Origin of the sequence: Buttiauxella agrestis (assembly GCF_900446255.1) — a bacterium.
In the GTDB taxonomy this organism is placed as follows: Bacteria; Pseudomonadota; Gammaproteobacteria; order Enterobacterales; family Enterobacteriaceae; genus Buttiauxella; species Buttiauxella agrestis.
The window spans coordinates 824,961-846,142 of record NZ_UIGI01000001.1; the positions used below are offsets into that span (position 1 = coordinate 824,961).

Genomic DNA, 21,182 nt, shown 5'->3' on the forward strand with positions numbered 1-21,182 from the left:
TAAGCCAGACAAAACTATAAAAAGCGGCGTAATTCCGGTAAACTTTCCGGTTTACGACCGCATTTTCGTCTTCTGTCATCAACATAAGATAATACAGACCATGTTTGAAATTAACCCGGTAAAAAACCGCATCCAGGACCTCACCGAACGCAGCGACGTTCTTAGGGGGTATCTTTGACTACGATGCCAAGAAAGAGCGCCTGGAAGAAGTAAACGCAGAGCTGGAACAGCCTGATGTGTGGAACGAACCTGAGCGCGCGCAAGCGTTAGGTAAAGAGCGTTCTGCACTGGAAGCCATTGTCGATACCTTAGACCAAATGACTCAGGGGCTGGAAGATGTTAACGGCTTGCTGGAATTGGCCGTCGAAGCCGACGACGAAGATACCTTCAATGAAACCATTGTTGAGATAGACCAACTCGAAGCCAAACTGGCGCAGTTGGAATTCCGTCGTATGTTCTCCGGCGAATACGACAGCGCGGATTGCTATATCGACATTCAGGCAGGTTCTGGCGGCACCGAGGCGCAAGACTGGGCCAGCATGTTGATGCGTATGTATCTGCGTTGGGCAGAAGCGCGTGGTTTCAAAACTGAAATCATTGAAGAGTCTGAAGGTGAAGTCGCCGGGATTAAATCCGTGACTATTCGCATTCAGGGTGAATATGCCTTTGGCTGGTTGCGTACCGAAACTGGCGTGCATCGCCTCGTGCGTAAAAGCCCATTCGATTCCGGTGGCCGTCGCCATACCTCCTTTAGCTCCGCTTTCGTGTATCCAGAAGTGGATGACGACATTGATATCGAAATCAATCCAGCGGATCTGCGTATCGACGTTTACCGTGCATCGGGCGCTGGTGGTCAGCACGTTAACCGTACAGAATCTGCGGTACGTATTACCCACCTTCCGACCAATACCGTGACTCAGTGCCAGAACGATCGTTCGCAACATAAGAACAAAGATCAGGCGATGAAGCAGATGAAGGCGAAGTTATACGAGCTGGAAATGCAGAAGAAAAATGCTGAGAAGCAGTCGCTGGAAGACAACAAATCGGATATCGGCTGGGGCAGCCAGATTCGTTCTTACGTACTGGACGACTCCCGTATCAAAGACTTGCGTACTGGTGTAGAAACCCGTAACACGCAGGCGGTACTGGATGGCGATCTGGACAAATTTATCGAAGCAAGTTTGAAAGCAGGGTTATGAGGAACCAACATGTCTGAACAACAAGAGCAGGGCACCGAAGCGGTTGATCTTAACAATGAACTGAAAGCACGCCGCGAGAAGCTGGCAGGCCTGCGTGAGCAGGGCATCGCTTTCCCAAATGATTTCCGTCGCGATCACACCTCTGACCAACTGCACGCTGACTTCGACGCTAAAGAGAACGAAGAGCTGGAAGAGCTGGGCATCGAAGTTGCCGTTGCGGGCCGTATGATGACGCGCCGTATTATGGGTAAAGCGTCTTTCGTGACTCTGCAAGATGTCGGTGGCCGCATTCAGCTTTACGTTGCCCGTGATGATTTGCCTGAAGGCATCTACAACGAGCAGTTCAAAAAGTGGGATCTTGGCGATATCCTGGGCGCTCGCGGCAAGCTGTTCAAAACCAAAACCGGTGAGCTTTCAATTCACTGTACTGAGCTGCGTCTGCTGACCAAAGCATTGCGTCCGCTGCCAGACAAATTCCACGGTTTGCAGGATCAAGAAGCGCGTTATCGTCAGCGTTATTTGGATTTGATCTCCAACGATGAATCCCGCAAGACCTTTAAAATTCGCTCTCAGATCATGGCTGGCGTCCGTAACTTCATGGTTAACCGTGGCTTTATGGAAGTTGAAACCCCAATGATGCAAGTCATCCCTGGTGGTGCTTCTGCGCGTCCTTTCATCACCCACCACAATGCGCTGGACATCGATATGTACCTGCGTATAGCGCCGGAACTGTATCTGAAACGTCTGGTTGTAGGTGGCTTCGATCGCGTCTTCGAAATCAACCGTAACTTCCGTAACGAAGGCATTTCTCCACGTCATAACCCAGAGTTCACCATGATGGAACTCTATATGGCGTATGCGGATTACAAAGATCTGATCGAGCTGACCGAATCTCTGTTCCGTACTCTGGCACATGACGTGCTGGGTACAGCACAGGTTCAGTACGGCGAAGAGGTGTTTGACTTCGACCAGCCGTTCGCAAAACTGACCATGCGCGAAGCTATCAAGAAATACCGCCCGGAAACCGATATTGCGGATCTGGACGATATGGCTAAGGCTCTGGAAATCGCAGCGGCTATCGGCATCAAAGTTGAGAAGAGCTGGGGCCTGGGCCGCGTAGTGACAGAAATCTTTGAAGAAGTGGCTGAAAGCCATCTGATTCAGCCGACCTTCATCACCGAATACCCGGCAGAAGTTTCTCCACTGGCGCGTCGTAACGACGAAAATCCAGAAATCACTGACCGCTTCGAGTTCTTCATCGGTGGCCGTGAAATCGGTAACGGTTTCTCCGAGCTGAACGATGCAGAAGATCAGGCTCAGCGCTTTGCAGACCAGGTTTCTGCAAAAGACGCAGGCGACGACGAAGCGATGTTCTTCGACGAAGACTACGTGACGGCTCTGGAGCACGGCTTGCCGCCAACAGCGGGTCTGGGCATTGGTATCGACCGTATGGTTATGCTGTTCACAAACAGCCACACCATCCGCGACGTTATCCTGTTCCCGGCACTGCGCCCGGTTAAGTAAGTGGTACTCGTTCCTCCCTGCGTCACTGCGGGGAGGAACATCTTCTTTTCAGTTAATGTATTCCGAGGATTAGTTTGCGCAAGGAAAGCACAGTCAGAAAATGGTCACTCAACGCCATCGTCCTGCTCCTGGGCCTGTTTCTCGTCGCTTGCTCATCAAACAAAGCGAGCACTTCTAAAGCCTCCGCAGGAAACTATAGCGGGCCGGTTTACACCGTTAAACGTGGCGACACACTCTATCGAATTTCACGCATAACCGGCTCAAGTGTTGGCGAGTTGGCGCGTCTTAATGGCATTTCCGCGCCTTATACCCTGGAAGTCGGGCAAAAGCTTCGCGTCAAAGGCAGCTCCGGTTCTTCCTCGAAGAAAACGGCGGTGGCAAAAACATCCAAACCACGTTCATCTTCGACCAGCAGCGTTGCTAAAGTGGCAGCACCTCCTGTGGGATCAAAATGCTGGCGCTGGCCGACAACGGGCAAAGTGATCGTGCCGTTCTCTAATAGCGATGGCGGCAACAAAGGCATTGATATCGCGGGCAAACGCGGGCAACCCATTTACGCCTCTGCCGCTGGAACCGTGGTTTATGTCGGCAACCAGCTTCGTGGCTACGGCAATCTGGTGATGATTAAACATAATGAAGACTACATCACCGCCTACGCGCACAACGAAACGACGCTTGTGAACACCAGCCAAAAAGTGGCTGCCGGGCAGAAAATTGCCACCATGGGCAGCAGCGGTTCAGATTCTGTGAATCTACATTTCCAGATTCGCTATCGCGCGACCGCCATTGATCCGCAGCGTTATTTGCCTCCTGCGGGCAGTAAACCTTCCTGCTAATGATTAAAAGCCAGAGTTAATCTGGCTTTTAATAAATCCCCTCGCGCTTGATCTCTGTCACGCATTACCCTGCGTTCATGACTAATAATGCTAAACACTTCGATTCATAATATGAATGGTTAATATTTTGCAAAATAATAACTGAGTTATAACGAATATAACGAGGTTGATGCAGTTATGATATTTACCAGCCATTCAATGTTAATGGTGAGTAGCAAATAATGACAATACGTATTAACGCAGACCAAATAATAGATACCTTTATCCGGTATACAAAAATCAACACCACATCCGTTCCAGATAATCTACAACTCCCAAGCTGTGAAAATCAGTACCAATTAGCGCAACTTGTCGCCAGCGAATTTGCTGATGTTAGCGATATTCAAGCCACGGTTCATGATAACGCGATTACCGTTTTGAGCCTGCCGGCAAACAGCCCTGATATGCCAGCCATCGTGTTCTTTGCGCATCTCGATACCGCGCCGGATAACGCGAATGACACCCACGCTGTACGCGTGAAAAACTATGACGGCACAGATATCGTGCTGCCTGCCACGGGTGAAGTGATTGCCGTTGAGGCGTTCCCGGAACTGTTGAACTATGTCGGCCAGGATATCATTACTACTGATGGTACCAGCCTGCTGGGCGCTGACGATAAAGCGGCGATTGCGGCGGCGGTTGAAGCCATTCGCTATATGATTGCGACGCCTGACTTTAAGCATGGTGATATCAAACTGGTGTTATTGCCAGATGAAGAAATAGGTATTCGCGGTGCTAAAGCATTAAACGTTGCCGAATTAAATGCAGACTTTGGTATTTGCCTCGATTGCTGCGGTATCGGTGAATATGTGATTGAAAACTGGTATGCGGGCAGTGCAAAAATGACCTTTAAAGGCGTCACTGCCCATCCCATGAGTGCAAAAGGGAAACTGGTTAATGCATTATTAATCGCAAATGAAGTTATTAATGCACTACCTGAAACCGAACGCCCTGAATTAACTGAAGGTCGTGAAGGGTATTTCTGGGTGAATAAATTCACGGGTAACACCGTCAGCGCAACACTTGAAATTGCACTGCGCGATTTTGAATTCGATGGCTACCAGAATAGAAAATCCACACTGCGCTTAATTACCAAACAGCTTCAAAATCGCTTCGGCCAGGACAATATTACTCTGGAGTTATCTGATACCTACGACAACGTCAAAGCGGGTCTGGATAAAAAGCCGGAGATTATTGCCAGCGTGCAACAGGCGATGCGTAACCTGAATATCGAACCGAAGCCACTCATTATGCGTGGCGGTTATGATGGCAGCGTTATCACGCCAGCGGGTCTACCGACGGTGAATATCTTTACCGGTGCCCATAATTTCCACTCAACTAAAGAATTTCTGCCCGCAGAATCTTTGCGCCTGGCCAGTGAAATGCTGTTGGAAATTATCGCCCTAAGTGCTCAAGAGGTTTGCGCGTGAATAAGTGGATAATCGAGTTTGTTCTGTACGCCGTGTATATGGTTTTTGGTGCCGCCTGGGCCACCACCGGTGCGGTAATGCCGCAAATCATGGCCGATTTTAATATTGATGTATCGCATGCGGCGTTAATGTCTAACGTGATTCTATGGGCGAAGATTTTAGGTGCTTTTTGTACTTCAATTCTTACCGCACAGTTAGGCGCTAAGAAATCGTATTTACTCGGCTGTGTGCTGACGGGGTTATCGGTATTAATTCCGTGGACCAATAATTTCGATTTATTGCTGATGATTCGCTTTATGGGCGGCCTGGGCGGCGCAATTTGCCTGGTATCACTGGTGCCGACCGTGGCGCGTTTCTTCGACAATAAAACGGCATCTGCGCTAAACAGTCTGAACTGCACTTCTAATATTATCGGCACGATTATCGCGCTGACGTTAGCCGCGAGCTTGTCGGTATATTTCGGCGGCTGGAGAAATCTGCTGGCGGTGTATGGTCTGATTACTTTAGTACTCGGCGCGGTTTGGTTCATCTTCTTTACTGATGAAGACGTTGTCGTGAGCAAAGCCAGTCACGATGCCAGCGCGGATAAAATGCGCATCCTGAAAGATGCCATTTTCAACCGCGTGGTGTGGGGGATGATTGCCCAATACACCGGGGCAATGATCATGATGATTTTCATGTTCACCTTCCTGCCGTTGTATTACGCGAAATACGCGCACCTGCCGCCAGAATCTCACGCTCATCTGAGCGGGACGGTGAACCAGGTGGGGATTATGCTCGGGGCGATAGCGGGCCCGTTCTGCAAAGCGCGTGGCTACCACTATAAAAACTGGCTGTTTAGCTCCAGCATTGTGATGGCGATGACCACCTTTATTATGCTGTTCGCGACCAATGACATCCTGATTCTGGTTTGTTCGTTCCTGACCGGTTTTGTATTTGCGACCTGGTTTGCCTTTATCTTCTCGATTCCAAAAGAGACGTTAAAAGGCGCAAATACTCAAACCGTGACCTACACCATGTCGACATTTTGGGTGTGTACGTTTGTTATCGCCACCGCAAACAGCCAGCTAATTGGCTGGTCTATCGATGCAACCGGTGGGTTCACCATGGGCTTCATTTGGGTATTTGCGTTAATGGTCGTTTCCCCAATTGTGGCGCTGTTTGTGTTCCCGAAAAAAGCGCTGAGTCAGGCTTAATGAAGCAGGGGAAACCGATGGTTTCCCCTGTTTAATAAAAACAATCGCTTAATAATCCATCACATAACTTAAAAGGCGCTTGCCAGTAAAAGCTGAACGTCTATAATGCCTACGCACTTCAAAGCGGGTGTAGTTCAATGGTAGAACGGCAGCTTCCCAAGCTGCATACGAGGGTTCGATTCCCTTCGCCCGCTCCAGTTCTCCTGAATAATCAACAAGTTAGATTATTCAGTTAGTTACGTTGCCCTGCAAAGCAGGTACAACTTAAACTACCCATTGTACTACGCCCGCACCTGCCGCGTGTGTGGTCAGTGGTATAAGGGGAGCATACCACCACGCTGGCAGTAGTTCCAAGTTCATACTGCGACAGTCCAACATGAACAGCAGATGCCTTCACCAGGGCTTTAAAACTCTCCCAAAACTTTTAACTGTTCCACACTTAGCGCGGTGTCCCGTACCAGCCTGTCGTGATGACACGCCACGGATAAACGAGCAAATGTTGGGAAGCCTAACCAGTCCGGGAAAGGGACTGGCTCTGCCGTGGTGTTCACCGAGCCATAAATGATCGGTACTCGATAAGAGAGCGGTTAACTGACAATCTGATGATACGCCTTCGGCGCTTTCTGTTGGTGTGCCCAACACGGCGCTAAATGATCTCTATTGCCTTTCACTGGCTGTTACTTTTTAAATTTTTTGTTGATTCACTCGGGCGGAGAGTTGCTCGTGGTTTTCTTTTCTTTCGCTATAACGATCTGCAAGGTACTCAGTGTGGCCTTTCAAAATCAGTGTGATTTTGAATAGTTCCTCCATCACATCAACAATGCGGTCGTAATAAGAAGATGGTTTCATTCGTCCATCATCATCAAACTCTTGCCAGGCTTTTGCCACCGATGATTGGTTAGGGATAGTAAACATCCTCATCCAGCGCCCAAGGACACGCATCTGATTAACGGCATTAAATGATTGAGAGCCGCCACAAACCTGCATCACTGCCAGAGTTTTTCCTTGAGAAGGGCGGATCGCTCCTTCTGTTAAAGGAATCCAGTCTATTTGGGCTTTCAGAATGCTACTCATCGCACCGTGCCTTTCTGGAGAACTCCACACCATACCATCACACCATCGAACCAGGCTCCGTAGCTCCTGCACCTTTGGGTGAGTTTCTGGTGCATCATCAGGAAGTGGTAAACCTGATGGATTAAAGATTTTCACCTCAGCCCCCATTTCCGTAAGCAATCGCCCGGCTTCTTCGGCACTAAATCGACTAAATGATCGCTGACGTACTGAGCCGTAAAGGATGAGAAAGCGAGGAGAGATAGCTGAACCTCCGATCCTTTCAGCTATGGTTGCATCAAAGCAATCAGTATCAAGGGCAGGGAATGTCTTCATGTCGTTACTCCAGAGTTTTTACGCTATGCTTTACTTTTAACACATATGAATTAACATATGTATTCGTTTTTGACTGGGGCTGCTCACAGATGTTACCTGTTCAACTTTTCAAGCTACTTGCAGACGAGACACGCACGACGATTATTCTGTTACTGCGTGAGGCTGGGGAACTTTGTGTTTGCGAGCTATGTTCGGTCACTAACCAATCTCAGCCAAAGGTTTCAAGGCACATAGCTTTGCTACGAGATGCCGGACTGGTGCTGGATCGCCGTGAAGGAAAATGGATTTATTATCGACTTTCACCACACATGCCAGCATGGGCGGCTTCAATCATCGACACAGCCTGGAGTAGCCAGCGCGATGAAGTACGACAATCTTTGAATAACGTAAACACCGCTGTTTGCGGATGATAACAAAAATACATTCACCAAATCGAATGTGTTTAAGGGGTTCGGAATGTTATTGGCAGGAGCAATCTTCGTACTAACCATTGTCTTTGTTATTTGGCAACCTCGCGGCCTTAGTATTGGCTGGACTGCCTCAATTGGTGCGGTGCTGGCTTTAGTTACGGGGGTTATACAGATAAATGACATCCCGGTTGTATGGCACATTGTCTGGAATGCTACCGCAGCTTTTATCGCGGTTATCATCATCAGCTTACTGCTTGATGAGTCTGGCTTCTTTGAATGGTGCGCTTTACATGTTGCCCGGTGGGGTAATGGACATGGGCGGCTGCTATTCACTTATATAGTGTTACTGGGGGCGGCTGTTGCTGCTCTGTTTGCTAATGATGGCGCAGCGCTGATTCTTACGCCGATTGTCATTGCTATGCTATTGGCGCTGGGATTCAGTAAAGGAACAACGCTGGCTTTCGTTATGGCAGCGGGGTTTATTGCTGATACGGCAAGTTTACCGCTGATCGTATCTAATCTTGTGAATATTGTTTCTGCTGACTTCTTCAAACTGGGGTTCAGTGATTACGCTTCTGTGATGGTTCCGGTGGATTTTGCCGCTATTGCAGCCACTCTTGCTGTACTTCACTTGTTCTTCCGTAAAGACATTCCAGCCGTTTACGAACTTTCCCGACTGAAAGCACCAGCAGAAGCTATTAAAGATCCGGCAACATTCAGAACAGGCTGGATAGTGTTATTGCTTCTCTTGATAGGTTTTTTTGTGCTCGAACCTCTTGGAATCCCTGTAAGTGCTATTGCGGCAGTTGGGGCGTTAATACTCTTCCTCGTTGCTAAACGAGGGCATTCGATCAATACGGGCAAGGTGTTGCGTGGTGCGCCTTGGCAGATTGTAGTGTTCTCGCTCGGTATGTACCTGGTTGTTTATGGTCTGCGTAATGCAGGACTCACCGAACATCTTTCGGGTGTTCTAAACCAGTTTGCGGATAGAGGTCTCTGGGCCGCAACGCTGGGAACCGGCTTCTTATCTGCATTCTTGTCATCCATCATGAACAACATGCCTACTGTTTTGATTGGCGCTTTGTCGATTGATGGGAGTACGGCATCAGGGGTTATCAAGGAAGCGATGATCTATGCCAACGTGATTGGCTGCGATCTGGGGCCAAAAATCACACCTATAGGGAGCCTTGCTACGCTGCTTTGGTTACATGTCCTTGATCAGAAAAGCATAAAAATAAGTTGGGGGTATTACTTCCGGGTGGGCGTGATTATGACGCTGCCTGTGCTGTTCGTTACCCTCAGTGCGCTGGTGTTGCGCTTGTCGTTTTCCCTGTAAGTTAAGAGAAGAACCATGACTGATATAACCATTTACCACAATCCAGCATGTGGAACATCCCGTAATACGCTGGCTTTGATTCAGAATAGCGATGTTGAACCGACCGTGATTCTCTACCTGGAAAATCCACCAAGCAGAGATCAACTTTCAGAGTTGATCAGCGCAATGGGGATCAGTGTTCGAGCATTACTGCGGAAAAATGTAGAACCATACGAGCAACTTGGTTTAGCAGAGGATCGTTTTACCGATGAAGAAATGATTGAGGCAATGCTGAGCCACCCTATTTTGATCAATCGTCCGATTGTCGTTACACCACTTGGAACGCGCCTCTGCCGTCCATCTGAGGTTGTGTTGGAGATTCTACCAAATCCTCAAAAAGGCGAGTTTATTAAAGAAGATGGTGAAAAGGTCGTTGATAAGGATGGCAAGCGACTGATTTAACCATAATCTATTCCGCATCATCCGTGTTAAATGTGCGTGTGTATTGGCAAGACATTGACCGGGTGATGTGGGTGAATGTGTATATCGAGTTACAATATACGCATAGCCGTTTTCCGTTCGGCAGTTCTTGCTCGTCTGTCAGTTGCATTGTTATACGGCCTGCATATGCTGCCAGAGGCTGATACGCCAGCAGGGTTAACAAAGTTAAAACTGACACTGATGGTGCTTTTACTGTACGTTTTTTCATCTACGCGTCCCCATGTTGTTAAATGTTCAGATCGTAGGTCTGATTCACTTCGTCTTGCGTAATATCGAGGTACGTCATGGTGACCGTCGGGCTGCTGTGGTTCAGCATCTTGGATATTGTCTCGATGGGTACACCGCGTTCCCACAACGCACGCCCGCGACACTTGCGGGCGCTGTGTGTCCCGATGTTTTTATCCGTCACCATCTCCCCAGCCTCACTGAATGCCCTACTGGCTGACTCTCTGGTGACTGGCCTCGCAGCCTGGCCCTTCACGCGGTTTGATCGGGACTGAAACAGGAATATATCTTCGGGATATGCCGCACGGCGGCGGTTGATAATCTCCCGCGCCTTTTCGTTAATCGGGATAACCCGCGCTTTTTTCGTCTTGCCCTCTGTGATGCGGATTTCCGTCCCGGCAACATCTTTATAAGTCAGTGCCAACAGATCACTAATGCGTAACGCCAGGTTGAGATTAAGCGCCCAGGCGTCTGCGTAGGTCTCATTGCGATACCTCAAAACCTTCTCAATTGCTGCTGCTTCTTCCAGCGTTGGCGCGTTTGTTTTTGCCATGATTTGTGCTCCATTAATCGTTCTGATGAGTGAATGATTGATCGTTAAGTCGATCATTGTAAAGAACTTTTTTGATCATTTTCCTTTGGTCACAATAAATGTGATGGATGCAACCCAGCCCCGCCGGGAGGCATACCAACAAGGGCCATGCCGGAGGCTGGCTGGTCGGGAAATATCCTGCGGACTCAGAGCACGGTTAGTATCTTCGGACTTGGAAAACGGTTAAGTGCCCGCCTGGCTGGTTCAATAAAAATGAAATGTAATTTCAAAATATCTTGGCGGTTGACTTATCGAGTCCTCGCCCGGTTCCTGGTCGCCTGGCTGAACTTCGTCAATGTATGCAAAGAATTGAATTTTCATTCACATTTCGGCTTGTTCTATTCATCTGGTGACTGCATAAAACCACGATACGGCGGCGGCAGAGACGGCAAGGCGATAAAAGTTATTATTATTCAGTTGGTTGCTTGTATTCCTCCTTGCTTAGGTCACACTTGAATACAGTGTGACCTAACTTAGAGTGTCGCTTCTTTGCCTGCCTGCTGGAGTCAGATTCCCCACCAACACGACACCAGCGCCCGGCGATATTCCCCAGACCTCCGGCCCTGGTCTTGACCTCATCCCACAACATGTACGGCCTCAGCCTTTCCACCATCCGGCAAGCCCTCCCACGCTTCACCAGAAGCACACCATGACGTTTTCCCACAATAGGTACATCACGATTACCATGATCCTGAGCGCCTCTCTCAGAGGCTCCCAGAGGCCAAAAAAGCGATGATTTTTCGATGTTTTTTGAGAATGAAACGGCTTTTTATTATTTTAGACAAAAGTTAAGGGGTGATCATGATTGTTGTTTAGCCCACATCTAAAGGGGCAACCCTGCATTATTGGCAGACAAATTTAACGAACCCGCGCCAGTCGGGGCGCTCAGGCCATACCGCTGTATAACTTACACCTTAGCGAACACCCATACTTGACCACAACCACACGAGGGAAGTCGCCCGGATGGGGCGAGATAGGGCAGATTTGGGGCTGATTTCGGGGTATTTATCGGCTATTTATTTTGAGAAAAGATCGCCAGAGGTGGGACAGCACATCGTGCGTTTGTTTCTGCATTACCAGTGGATACGCCACCAACACGACGACGTTTTGACTCAGCGGCGTTCTGACTGGGAGAGGCCAGCCATTAACGCAACAGTTATATTTTAAGACCTCGCTACGCTCACCCTTCGGGCTTCGGTAATTAACGCAACAGTTATTAGAGATCTCCGCTCTCTCTTCCCTGGCCGGGAAGAACGCTCCACCCTACGGGCTACGATCTCCAACTAACTTACTAATTAAAAACAAAAAAATTAAGACTGATTCTATAAGACTTCACTCTGCTCACCCTCCGGGCTTCGGTCTTATAAATAATTATAAAGAAGATTTTTTTGTTTCTTTTTTGTTGTTTTGTTGTTGTGTTTGTTTACAACGCTACGCTGAACCCTTAGCTATCTAAGTGTTTTCGCTGGGTTGTGACCATACGCTACAACACTAAGACCCCAGCCCAATCGCGTGTAAACGCTCTTGGTGGGGTTGTAAGGCTACGGCAATGGGCTAACTGCCTACGGCAGGCCAGCCACCTTTTGGGCAGCAAGGCGACAGCCGCGCAGTATTTGGACACATTGTCACGAGGAGTGTAACCCGCAGAGTCAATGGGGGCGGCGAGGGTGGCGGGGGGTATAACAAGCAAACATCATGCCAATCCGTCACAGGCTTAACAGGAAGCCCGTAGAGCGATTTAAACACCTCAGGCAATACGAACGTAGCGGGTAGGCATCAGAACGCAGCACAGGGCGTTACAGAGCGTTTAAAAATAATTTGACATTGAAATCTGACTTGTGCCATAGTAAGATTTGGAAATCATTTTAATTCAAATAATGTCTTGCGAATGACAATCATTACTGATAACATGGTTTTTAACAAATAAGGTGCATCTACCGCCCGGTGATGGCTCCTGACTAAATGGGTTTCACGATTAGAACCTCCGAGAATAATTTCAATAACTCACGGAGAACCCAAAATGAACAAACCTAAATCCCAACGCATCACCCTATCCACCATGACAGGCGAGCAGATCGCAGACGCCATCATGTACGGCACATACACCAAAACCGCACTTTGGTCTTTCATTAGCCGTAGTGGTGGCGCTGACGCTGCACACGCGAAGTACCCGCAGCTTGCCGTTGCACTTCATATCCTGAAACAGGAAAAGAAAAAGGCAAAGAGCGCCCGAGCGGTCAAGGCGATCCTGAAACCACTATCCCGCCAGTTTGCTGATGGTCAATCCCTGACTGAGATTCTGGCCCCGGTGCTCCAGGGTTACCGCCGTCTGTACCGTGAAAAACTCAATCTGATTATGACGCCCGAGCAGGTGATCATGTTCCTTGTTGCCACTGATGGTGTGGAGAACCTGGAACAACACGGTTACAGCTTCGCTGGCGACTTCGCGACTTCGCGACTTCGCGACATTGCCAACAGTGTGAACCCATCCGGCGCAACGCCGGGCCAATCAAATTGCCTCAAATAGGGCAGACCAACCAAAAACGCAAGCCATGCAGGCCGCCGAATTCTGATCGCTCACCCGCGATAGCAGGATCAATTCCGCATATGCATTTTTAGGAGGAAAATTGGCACGACCCGTATTTAAAATTGATAACCAAACAGCAAAACGTTTTTTACTTAACTACGCCACGTTTTACGAATTACCCCGATGGGCAAATGACATTATCAGGGGAGCGAAGGGCCAGATTAAAACCGGCACTAATCAGGTTAGCTCATCCGCCGTTTTCCGGTTGGTTCAATCGCTGGAAGTAATCAGCACTCAAACAGTAGCGGCGACTCTAAATCGTAAACGGCTGGCAGTTGATGGGGAAGTATACTGCCAGCGAATGATTGAGTATTACACAAGTGCCGCCCGATGCGCTTCACAGGGCATAACGCACCAGTTGCAGAAACATTCCCAGCAAAACGAAAATCACCAATTCACCATTCCAGTGTACAACCTAACCAATACGGATCGTGAATACGCACGGCGCTTGGCTATCGCTGGCTCAACAGATGAGCTACAGCGATTCCTGAATGGTTCTACATCTAAAGCCGCTGCGTGACAACTAAAGAGGACAAATGATTGAGAAACGCAAGGCGTTGACCGCCACCCAGAACACAGACCTACCCGAACCACTACCAGATTCAGAACTCCCAGACTTAACGCTATTGTTTAAGTGCCGCTCGCGCGATGTGGACGTGTTGCGGAAATGTAAACACATGCTCATTGCCGGAATGCCGCCCGGAAAGGTCGCGCTGATCTGTAGGCTTCCGCTGGATCGCGTTATCGAACTGTACAATAGCTCATACAATCCGCGTTGCCGTCGATTTGCCAAAACTAACAGCTATACCAACGCCAGGTTAGCGCTGACCAGCTTCAACGAGGGTGCAACGCTCGCAGATATCTGCACGGCGCTGGGCCTTTCATTGTACTGGGTAGTTATGTCGCTGCGTCAAAACGGGGTTGCTGAATCCTCGATCAATGCACGAATGCCGCCAGCAAATGATCCTCTCTACATTGAGTTTATTATGGTTTCTAAACGGAAGGCCGCGAGCCGTTTTAAACCAATCCAGATAAACCCGGTGAGACGAATCAGTAAGAACCAGGCAGGCAAGCCAGGGCCATTAACCAGGCCGCAACCGTGAGTCAGACCGCGACGGTCTGAAAGTGTCCAGCATTGAACCTCATAGACATTTTGCCCTACCTGCCGTTGCTGGCTGGCGCATTTACGTGCGTCCTCGACGGTCTAACCCTGTACAGGAAATATAAGAATGAAGACAACATTGCAAAAAGTAAAAGACGGAATAGCCGCCGCGCTTCAAGGAAGGACGGTCGAAGAGATGGAGGACGCCCAGCGCCAGGAAGCTGTCTGCGCCGCCGTTGGTCGTTTCCTTGAGTCCAACTCGGATTGGAGGCCGTCACACCAATCAGCGCCAGCAGGCCAGCCAGTCAAAGACAGTAAACAGAAGGCTAAACACAAAGCGAAGCGCATCAAGAAGACGCTGGGTGCTGGCGCTGGGACGTTTAAACCTCACATTGTGGATGAGGCAGCGCTTGAACGTGCTCGCGTCAAATGCCGGGAGATTGTCGCCGCTGATCCGGCTGCGTACTCATTCATTATTGAATCAGCACCGATCAAAGGGACGAATGATTGAAGGCATACTTGCCTTTAATTCACAAATTGACATGGAAGTCAATAAATAGTCGTCATTTTTGTTGAAAATTCTGACGATATATAGTAAAATGATAACGTAAGGTGATTAATAGATTCGAAAGAGTCTACTGCGTACTACAGCCGATTGTCGCGTTTAATCTCCTCTCTCTCAGGCGCTGGCCTCCGATACGCTTTGCACGAGCCTCATCGCTTCCCAGCGCCGCCTATTCTTCTGTTGTGGTATGCCACCATGATGGGGTTTGCTCGATTCTCCTCGGGCTGTCTGCCGGACATAAAGCGGTACGAGCACACGGCGATGATTAGAGGTCTCCCGCCGCGCTGCTCCCTCTTTCCCAGCCCGGTAAAGCCGGGTTAGCTCTGCTAACGCCAGTTTATGGCGCTGCATTCTCAGATCAGAAAACAAACAATAACAAATGCCTGTCTATTGTCCTCCGGGGCGGTATCTCCTGCCGCCTGATTTTTTCTGAAATGAAGACTCAATAAAAGAAGGTCGCCACCGTGCGACCTCTTTTGCACCTGTACACCGTCAAAATTGACGAAGGGCCGCAACGGCCTTTAGGCCCACGGGCCAAAGCAACGACCTAAAGGCCGAACCGACTGAATAACTAAACAAACATTTATGGAGTGACATTATGAAAATGGGTGAAACCCAACGCACGTATAACGACGTGATTACCTGCCATGTTGACGGCAACTTTGATCGCCGTGTCGTGAATATCCCAACCCTCGGCGTTGAAGTTCAGCCAGGCTGCGTTATCAAATCAGACGGGACTGCCTATGTCTCTGGCTCTGATGCTCTGCTGGTTCTGAGCCATCACCGCGCCGGAACTGATGTAAATATCATCGTGGCTGACCGTGGCGTTTATATCCGTGCTGAAACAGTGATCGCCGTTATGGGTGAGACCGTAGGCGCTGCTGCTATTGCTGCACTAACTGCTAACGGCAACATTCGTGTTGCACTGGCTGACAAATAATCCAACTGATAAGGACATCTAAAATATGGCTCTTTCTTCCAATTTCGAATACGTAGATTATTCTGCGTCATTTACCAACATCCCGGCGCGTAACCGCATCCTGACCAACCTCGGGATTTTCCAGCGTGATACTACCGACCAGTTTAAAACCAGCCTGGATATTCTGGCCCAGATGGGCGACACCGTAGCTCCTGCTGGTATGCGTTTTGGCAGTCAGTGGGGTTCGACTCCTAAGGCGTCCGCCTCTAACCACTTGATCGAACTGCCGTTATTCCCAACGCAGGACATCATCACGGCAGCAGACGTGCAACCATACCGTAAGGCGGGATCTCCGCTACAGGCCAGCGTGCTGGATGCTGTGACCGCTAAAGGTCTGGCTCACTATGAGCGATTCGCGGCTACTCGTGAAAAGATGTTTGCTGAAAGTCTCTTCCGCCACCGCGTGATCGATATGCAGTACACGGCAGATGGTTCGGAGATCCTTGATTGGTCTGATGAGTTCGGCATTGAACAGAGCACCGGAACAATTTACACGGGTGTCGCTGCCGATCCGTTAGAGTCGCTCTCTGATGAGGTCAGCAAAATGAAACGCCGTGCGGGTGGCCTGGCCTCTCAGCTCAAGGGCATCTATCTGTTTGCGGGTTCCAACCTGTTCCAGAAACTGCGATTTAACCCAGCGGTTCGCCAACTCGTACAGTATGGTGTGCTCGATCCTCAGGGCCTGGTTTTCAACCGCGAGATTAACCCGGCATTCAGTTATTTCGTGCTGGATTCCGTCACCGTGGTTGAGATGAGCGATACCGATTTTTACGGTATTGGCGCGGATCAGGGCTATCTTCTGCCAGTGTTTGATAAGCCGCTGAGTGGTCAATCTGGAGCCTGGACGAACATTGTCGGGCCGACAAGCCGCAATCTGGAACTGGCATTCGCTGACGTGGTTGATTTCCGCATCTATTCCAACACCGATGCGTATAAAAACATTACGTTAAGCTCGGAGTTCTCAATGCTCCCGGTGACCTTCCGTCCTGACCTGGTGACAGCCATCACCAATGACGCATCGTAATCAGGCGAAGTAACAGCCCAACGGGATAAGACCCAGGGGCTAACGGTTTTGGGGGCCATTATTTGGCCCCTCCGTCATTATGGAGAGGTAAATATATGCAATTGAAGATTCTGGGTGTGGGCAACGCGCTGTTGCTGTCTGTCAGCGTCAAGACGCTTGATGATGCCGGAATTTTAAATATCAGCGGTCTCTGCCGTAAGCTGAACGTGAAACGCTCAACATTTCTAAGCAAGGTCGCCAGCGTGGGACTTGAGAAATCTATCATCTATTACGCAGCGATCAAAAAACAGCGGGATGTGCTCGCCACATTATCAGAGAAAGATGCAGCCGCTTTTCTCGCTGCATGTAATGTAGGCAATAACAACACCAACAACGCTACACATTAAACCGGACGGGTAAACCGCCCGGTTTTTTTATGCTTAAAATCCTGAATATTACTTAATTTCACGAGTGAAATTTATGTTCTGACCGTCATACTCACCATCACGTGAGATCGTGATTGAAAACCGCTTAAACTTCGACACGAATTCATCAGCACTGACGTCTACAGAGACGCGATGTGTTGTACCGTCCGCCTTTAAGATGTAAGCATCAATATCAGTAGCATTAGGTATGGACGAAAATTCAACGGCAATAATAGTTTCCCCGGTTGCCAACTTCCCTGCTTTTTTCAATAGGTCTTCAATATTGTCAATTCCGACCTCCGCATCATCGGCTGCGACAGTACCTTTCCAATCGTTATATTGAGTTCCGGCACCAAATGTTTTGCTTTCCATACCACTCCCCTATGATTAATTTTACAAAAAGATACATTAAGCAAAACCATGAAATCATCAAGATGTTTTTGAAAAAAAAGACTTTTTAAGTAAGGTTATAAGACACCAACTCGACATATTCTGATAGCTCCTTGATGCTGGCCCCCTGGCTGTAGGTGCGGAAGGCTTCCGTTTTCGCCTTCTGTTCAGTGTGTCCGGTGATGGCCCCAATTCTTTGCTCAGGAATTCCAGCACGGTCTAAGCAGGTGATGAACATCCCGCGCAAGCTGTGGAAGCATTGCCGATCTGTAGCGGTAGGCAATACACGGCGGCGTAGCCTGGTGAACGCTTGAGAATAGAAGGGGCCTTTCTTGCCGTCAGCGCGGCTAATCTTGTTAGCCTGTGGGAATAGATATTCGCCGCAATTATGACTCAGGTATTCATCGACAATCGCGGATAGCTTAGGGTGAATCGGCACATGTCTGATCCCTGCTTTCGTCTTTGACTTCGAAATGTAGAAACAGCGCACACCGTCCACCGTCTGGATCTCTGATTTCTTGAGGCTTGCCAGTTCATCAAGGCGACATCCTGAAAATAGTCCCATTATGATGATGTTCTTGATCTCCAGCTCTGCTGCATCAAGTAGCTTTTGCATCTGGTCAAGCTCGAACGGTTCGTAACTTTCGATTGTACGCCGTGCTTCCAGATTGTGGTTGTGGAAGGGGTTTCCCTCGGGGATGGCATCGTAAGATCTCAGAGCGAACTCGTACAGACTGCCCAGGCAGGTTAGCCAGTTCTGTAAAGTCTGACCCGCAACCCGTTCTTGTTGTGTTCTGATGAACTGCGTCACCAAGCGTCGCCCGATTAGATCGATCTTGATGTCTGTTTCCTGGGTGGTGGCAAGAAAGACCTCCACGGCGCGGGCTGATTTGCTCAGAGTGGAGTAGGAGCGACGGTTTTTGTAGTTTTCGCTGTACTCATCGCGGATCTCGCAAAGAGTGGGGGACGTGGTTTTATCCTCGTCTGGCTTGCCGCGTCTGTCCTCGATCTCATTGTTGGTGCTTACCTCCTGATAGAGAGACGCGATAGCGCCTGAGATGCGTTTCTCCTCAGTATCTGGCCTTGACTTCTCTTTCAACTTATTGAATTCAATAAGAAGATGGTTTCTGAATTGCCGGGCCTTAACGATATCTTTTGTGCCCGTGGACTTGCGCCAGGCGCGCTTATGTCCGAATACGTGGCGCATGTATTTAGGTACGAAGATCTGGAAAATCCACAGCCCGGATTTGTTCTGAAAAAGGTACTGATTGTTGTTGATCGCCATGACATTGATCCTCTATAGTCACGCAATCAGGTACAGCGCCCTGTACAATATCGAGATGGAGTGAACGAGAGCTTCCCAAGCTGCATACGAGGGTTCGATTCCCTTCACCCGCTCCAGATTCAACTCCTCTGAACATCACCCTCGTCGATTAACCATTCTGATTTGTATTCTTCACATCTAAAATCAAGCGCTTGTGCGAACGATCAGTTTAACCGGCAACAGCTCATTTTCACTTTCTGACGATGACAGCAGCATTTCTACGGCTCGTTTCCCCAGGGTGATTCTGTCTATGGCAAGCGTAGTCAGCGCAGGATTTACATGGCCGGCTAGCTCAATATCATCAAAACCCGCAATCGCCAGATCTTCCGGAACCCTAATCCCTTTTGACTGACAATAGTTCAGCGCCACAATTGCCGCAGCATCGTTGTAGCAAAATAGGGCGTCCGGTGGCTCCGGTAGCGCCATCAGTTCATCGAGGGCATATTCCAGAGATTGAGTTAGCTCGGTTAATGATGGGGCTGTCACTTCGTAGTCGGGCGACATCAGCATTCCGGCCTCAAACAACGCCTGTCGATAGCCGCGTTCCCTTTGCCGGATGCTGTAATGCGCAAGACTACTCGCCATAAAAGCAATCCGCTTATATCCCCGCTCAATGAGATGTTTTGTGACCAGCATGCTGCCCTGGTAGTTATCCGGGTTAATACTTCTCATGCCAGGAATCGCATGATCGACAAGGACAAGAGGCAAAGACATTTGTCTTATCTCTGCCATGATCTCCGGTTCAATAAAGCCTACGCAAAGCAGTGCATCAGGGGCATGCTGCAACACTTGCTGTTGAATGTTATCGGTCGGCCCAATAACCAGAAAACTCAGGGCTATGCTGCGTCCGCTGCAAGCGTTTTCGACTGAGAGCAGGAGAGGGGAATAGAAACTCATCGCATTCGTCGTGTTGTGCTGTCTGTGAAGAATGAAGAGAATCTTTTTTATCTTGCTGTCCTGTAGCCGGGAAAAGTCATAGCCGAGCTCTTTGGCCGTTTGCATAATGCGTTGCCTGGTTTCATCGCTCAAACCCGGACGATTGTTCAGTGCGAGTGAAACCGCGCCAACCGATACCCCTGATTTTTGAGCAATGTCTCTGACTCTGACAGCCTTCAGCATGCTTTTCCTACCCTTCGATAATTCAAAATAAACGGTGATGTCCCATGTTAACCCAGTCTATGGGCCACATCACGCCCTAACCATGCCGCACCACGCACGCCGCTACTATCCCCGTGCATGGCGGGTACGATTGGCGTTGAACAGGAAGTATTGAATACGTAGCGGCTCACACTCTCCGTAAGATGGCTGAATATCGCCGGGTAGCGTGAAACTCCACCGCCAACAACAATAATATTCGGGTCACAAATGTTGATAACCGAGGCCAGGGATCGGGCGAGTTGGTCGAGGAACGTGCGATAAAGCGCCACTGCCGCTGTGTTTTCCTGCTCGATGAGCGCGAATACTCCCTTCGCATCCAGTGAACTGCCCTGGATTAACCCAAACTGACGCGCCAATCCGGTTCCTGAAATAAACGACTCCGTGCAATTAAACCTACCGCAATAGCATTTTACGGGAGGGCCATCGTCACGCTCGTTATAAAGCGGCAGAGGATTATGTCCCCATTCTCCGGCATTGCCGTTGTGGCCGCGCCAGAGGGTTTTATCCATACAAAGCCCACCGCCACAGCCTGTTCCGAGGATGGCACCAAACACGCTTCTCGCTTGCGCCCCCGCGCCATCGGTGGCTTCTGACAGCGTGAAACAGTTCGCGTCATTATCCCAGGCAACCGGTTGTTCGAGTAAGCGCTCAAGATCATGCATCAACGGATGCTGGTTGATGACCACGATATTTGAATTTTTGATAAGCCCCGTTGCGGCATCTTCGGTGCCTGGCAGGCAAATACCGATGCTGACAGGTTCCGGAACCAAGTTGCGCATCTCCTGAATAAAGTTCACCAGCGAGGTCAGAAACGCACTGTAGTCACCCTTAACGGTGGCGATTCGCTTCGTCGTCAGTACCTTTCCGCAATCGTCCAGAATGACGGCTTCCGTTTTGGTCCCACCAATATCCAGTCCCATGCTTAACACGCATTACCTCCGGTATTTGTTTACTAAACAGTGATTTTGCTCGTTATCCTAGGCTAAAAATTCGCCA

21 protein-coding genes and 1 tRNA gene are annotated in these 21,182 nt (G+C 49.3%); 16 read left to right on the plus strand and 6 right to left on the minus strand.

The features are described 5' to 3' along the window. Positions 1 to 100: 100 nt before the first annotated feature. The 6 genes from prfB to DY231_RS04085 all read left to right on the plus strand — a co-directional run bounded on the left by prfB (position 101) and on the right by DY231_RS04085 (position 6,421). Positions 101 to 1,199, plus strand: a protein-coding gene (prfB, locus tag DY231_RS04060) for a peptide chain release factor 2 (RefSeq protein ID WP_115627376.1) whose coding sequence is annotated in 2 segments (ribosomal slippage) — positions 101 to 175 and positions 177 to 1,199 — 1,098 coding nt in all. Because the reading frame shifts where the segments join, the coding sequence is not laid out codon by codon here. 9 nt (positions 1,200 to 1,208) lie between these two features. Continuing rightward, the gene (gene lysS / locus DY231_RS04065) at positions 1,209 to 2,723 is read left to right on the plus strand and encodes a lysine--tRNA ligase (RefSeq protein WP_034498219.1); all 1,515 of its coding nucleotides are present in this window, start codon (positions 1,209 to 1,211) and stop codon (positions 2,721 to 2,723) included. A 74-nt stretch (positions 2,724 to 2,797) separates the two neighbouring features. Then, positions 2,798 to 3,559: an amidase activator ActS gene (actS, locus tag DY231_RS04070; protein WP_115627377.1), complete on the plus strand. Its 762-nt coding sequence runs from the start codon at positions 2,798 to 2,800 to the stop codon at positions 3,557 to 3,559. A 221-nt stretch (positions 3,560 to 3,780) separates the two neighbouring features. Next, the gene (gene pepT / locus DY231_RS04075; protein ID WP_115627378.1) at positions 3,781 to 5,028 is read left to right on the plus strand and encodes a peptidase T; all 1,248 of its coding nucleotides are present in this window, start codon (positions 3,781 to 3,783) and stop codon (positions 5,026 to 5,028) included. Further along, positions 5,025 to 6,224: an MFS transporter gene (locus DY231_RS04080; RefSeq protein WP_115627379.1), complete on the plus strand. Its 1,200-nt coding sequence runs from the start codon at positions 5,025 to 5,027 to the stop codon at positions 6,222 to 6,224. The genes pepT and DY231_RS04080 overlap by 4 nt, the downstream gene beginning before the upstream one ends. Positions 6,225 to 6,347: 123 nt before the next feature. Then, positions 6,348 to 6,421: transfer RNA gene (locus DY231_RS04085), tRNA-Gly, on the plus strand. 487 nt (positions 6,422 to 6,908) lie between these two features. Here the strand turns inward: DY231_RS04085 and arsH are convergent. Continuing rightward, a complete protein-coding gene (arsH, locus tag DY231_RS04090; protein ID WP_064358872.1) occupies positions 6,909 to 7,610 on the minus strand; it encodes an arsenical resistance protein ArsH in 702 nt (233 codons plus the stop codon). Between the two features lie 89 nt (positions 7,611 to 7,699). Here arsH and DY231_RS04095 point away from each other — a divergent pair, with 89 nt between their 5' ends. From DY231_RS04095 to arsC, 3 genes are read left to right on the plus strand one after another with little or no spacing between them, the layout of a single operon-like run. Next, complete coding sequence (locus DY231_RS04095) at positions 7,700 to 8,020, plus strand: metalloregulator ArsR/SmtB family transcription factor (protein WP_071998062.1); 321 nt, start codon at positions 7,700 to 7,702, stop codon at positions 8,018 to 8,020. Positions 8,021 to 8,066: 46 nt separating this feature from the next. After that, complete coding sequence (locus tag DY231_RS04100) at positions 8,067 to 9,356, plus strand: arsenic transporter (protein WP_064358873.1); 1,290 nt, start codon at positions 8,067 to 8,069, stop codon at positions 9,354 to 9,356. 15 nt (positions 9,357 to 9,371) lie between these two features. Continuing rightward, complete coding sequence (arsC, locus tag DY231_RS04105; protein ID WP_064358874.1) at positions 9,372 to 9,797, plus strand: glutaredoxin-dependent arsenate reductase; 426 nt, start codon at positions 9,372 to 9,374, stop codon at positions 9,795 to 9,797. Positions 9,798 to 10,062: 265 nt separating this feature from the next. On the opposite strand, the gene DY231_RS04115 is transcribed toward arsC, so the two are convergent. Continuing rightward, entirely contained in the window at positions 10,063 to 10,614 is a 552-nt protein-coding gene (locus tag DY231_RS04115; protein WP_064358906.1) for a tyrosine-type recombinase/integrase, read from the minus strand. A 2,059-nt stretch (positions 10,615 to 12,673) separates the two neighbouring features. On the opposite strand from DY231_RS04115, the gene DY231_RS04125 reads away from it, so the two are divergent. From DY231_RS04125 to DY231_RS04155, 7 genes are all read left to right on the plus strand, one after another. Beyond that, the gene (locus DY231_RS04125; protein ID WP_256562913.1) at positions 12,674 to 13,180 is read left to right on the plus strand and encodes a hypothetical protein; all 507 of its coding nucleotides are present in this window, start codon (positions 12,674 to 12,676) and stop codon (positions 13,178 to 13,180) included. A 100-nt stretch (positions 13,181 to 13,280) separates the two neighbouring features. Continuing rightward, a complete protein-coding gene (locus tag DY231_RS04130; protein ID WP_115627380.1) occupies positions 13,281 to 13,760 on the plus strand; it encodes a hypothetical protein in 480 nt (159 codons plus the stop codon). A gap of 16 nt (positions 13,761 to 13,776) precedes the next feature. Further along, positions 13,777 to 14,343, plus strand: a complete 567-nt coding sequence (locus tag DY231_RS04135) for a hypothetical protein (RefSeq protein ID WP_064358876.1) — start codon at positions 13,777 to 13,779, stop codon at positions 14,341 to 14,343. A 126-nt stretch (positions 14,344 to 14,469) separates the two neighbouring features. Next, entirely contained in the window at positions 14,470 to 14,853 is a 384-nt protein-coding gene (locus tag DY231_RS04140; RefSeq protein ID WP_064358877.1) for a hypothetical protein, read from the plus strand. Positions 14,854 to 15,505: 652 nt separating this feature from the next. After that, complete coding sequence (locus tag DY231_RS04145; protein WP_064358878.1) at positions 15,506 to 15,847, plus strand: hypothetical protein; 342 nt, start codon at positions 15,506 to 15,508, stop codon at positions 15,845 to 15,847. A 25-nt stretch (positions 15,848 to 15,872) separates the two neighbouring features. Then, positions 15,873 to 16,910, plus strand: coding sequence for a major capsid protein (locus tag DY231_RS04150; RefSeq protein WP_064358879.1), 1,038 nt, complete (start codon positions 15,873 to 15,875; stop codon positions 16,908 to 16,910). Positions 16,911 to 17,005: 95 nt separating this feature from the next. Then, positions 17,006 to 17,296 (plus strand): hypothetical protein, encoded by a 291-nt coding sequence (locus DY231_RS04155; RefSeq protein ID WP_064358880.1) that lies wholly within the window; start codon positions 17,006 to 17,008, stop codon positions 17,294 to 17,296. A gap of 48 nt (positions 17,297 to 17,344) precedes the next feature. Here DY231_RS04155 and DY231_RS04160 read toward each other — a convergent pair whose 3' ends face one another. From DY231_RS04160 to DY231_RS04175, 4 genes are all read right to left on the minus strand, one after another. After that, positions 17,345 to 17,686, minus strand: coding sequence for a hypothetical protein (locus DY231_RS04160; RefSeq protein WP_064358881.1), 342 nt, complete (start codon positions 17,684 to 17,686; stop codon positions 17,345 to 17,347). An 85-nt stretch (positions 17,687 to 17,771) separates the two neighbouring features. Further along, positions 17,772 to 18,989 carry a tyrosine-type recombinase/integrase gene (locus DY231_RS04165; RefSeq protein ID WP_064358882.1) on the minus strand — a complete coding sequence of 406 codons (1,218 nt, stop codon included), beginning with the start codon at positions 18,987 to 18,989 and terminating at the stop codon, positions 17,772 to 17,774. A gap of 183 nt (positions 18,990 to 19,172) precedes the next feature. Then, entirely contained in the window at positions 19,173 to 20,147 is a 975-nt protein-coding gene (locus tag DY231_RS04170; RefSeq protein ID WP_115627381.1) for a LacI family DNA-binding transcriptional regulator, read from the minus strand. Positions 20,148 to 20,194: 47 nt separating this feature from the next. Further along, positions 20,195 to 21,106, minus strand: coding sequence for an ROK family protein (locus DY231_RS04175; RefSeq protein WP_115627382.1), 912 nt, complete (start codon positions 21,104 to 21,106; stop codon positions 20,195 to 20,197). Positions 21,107 to 21,182 lie beyond the last annotated feature (76 nt).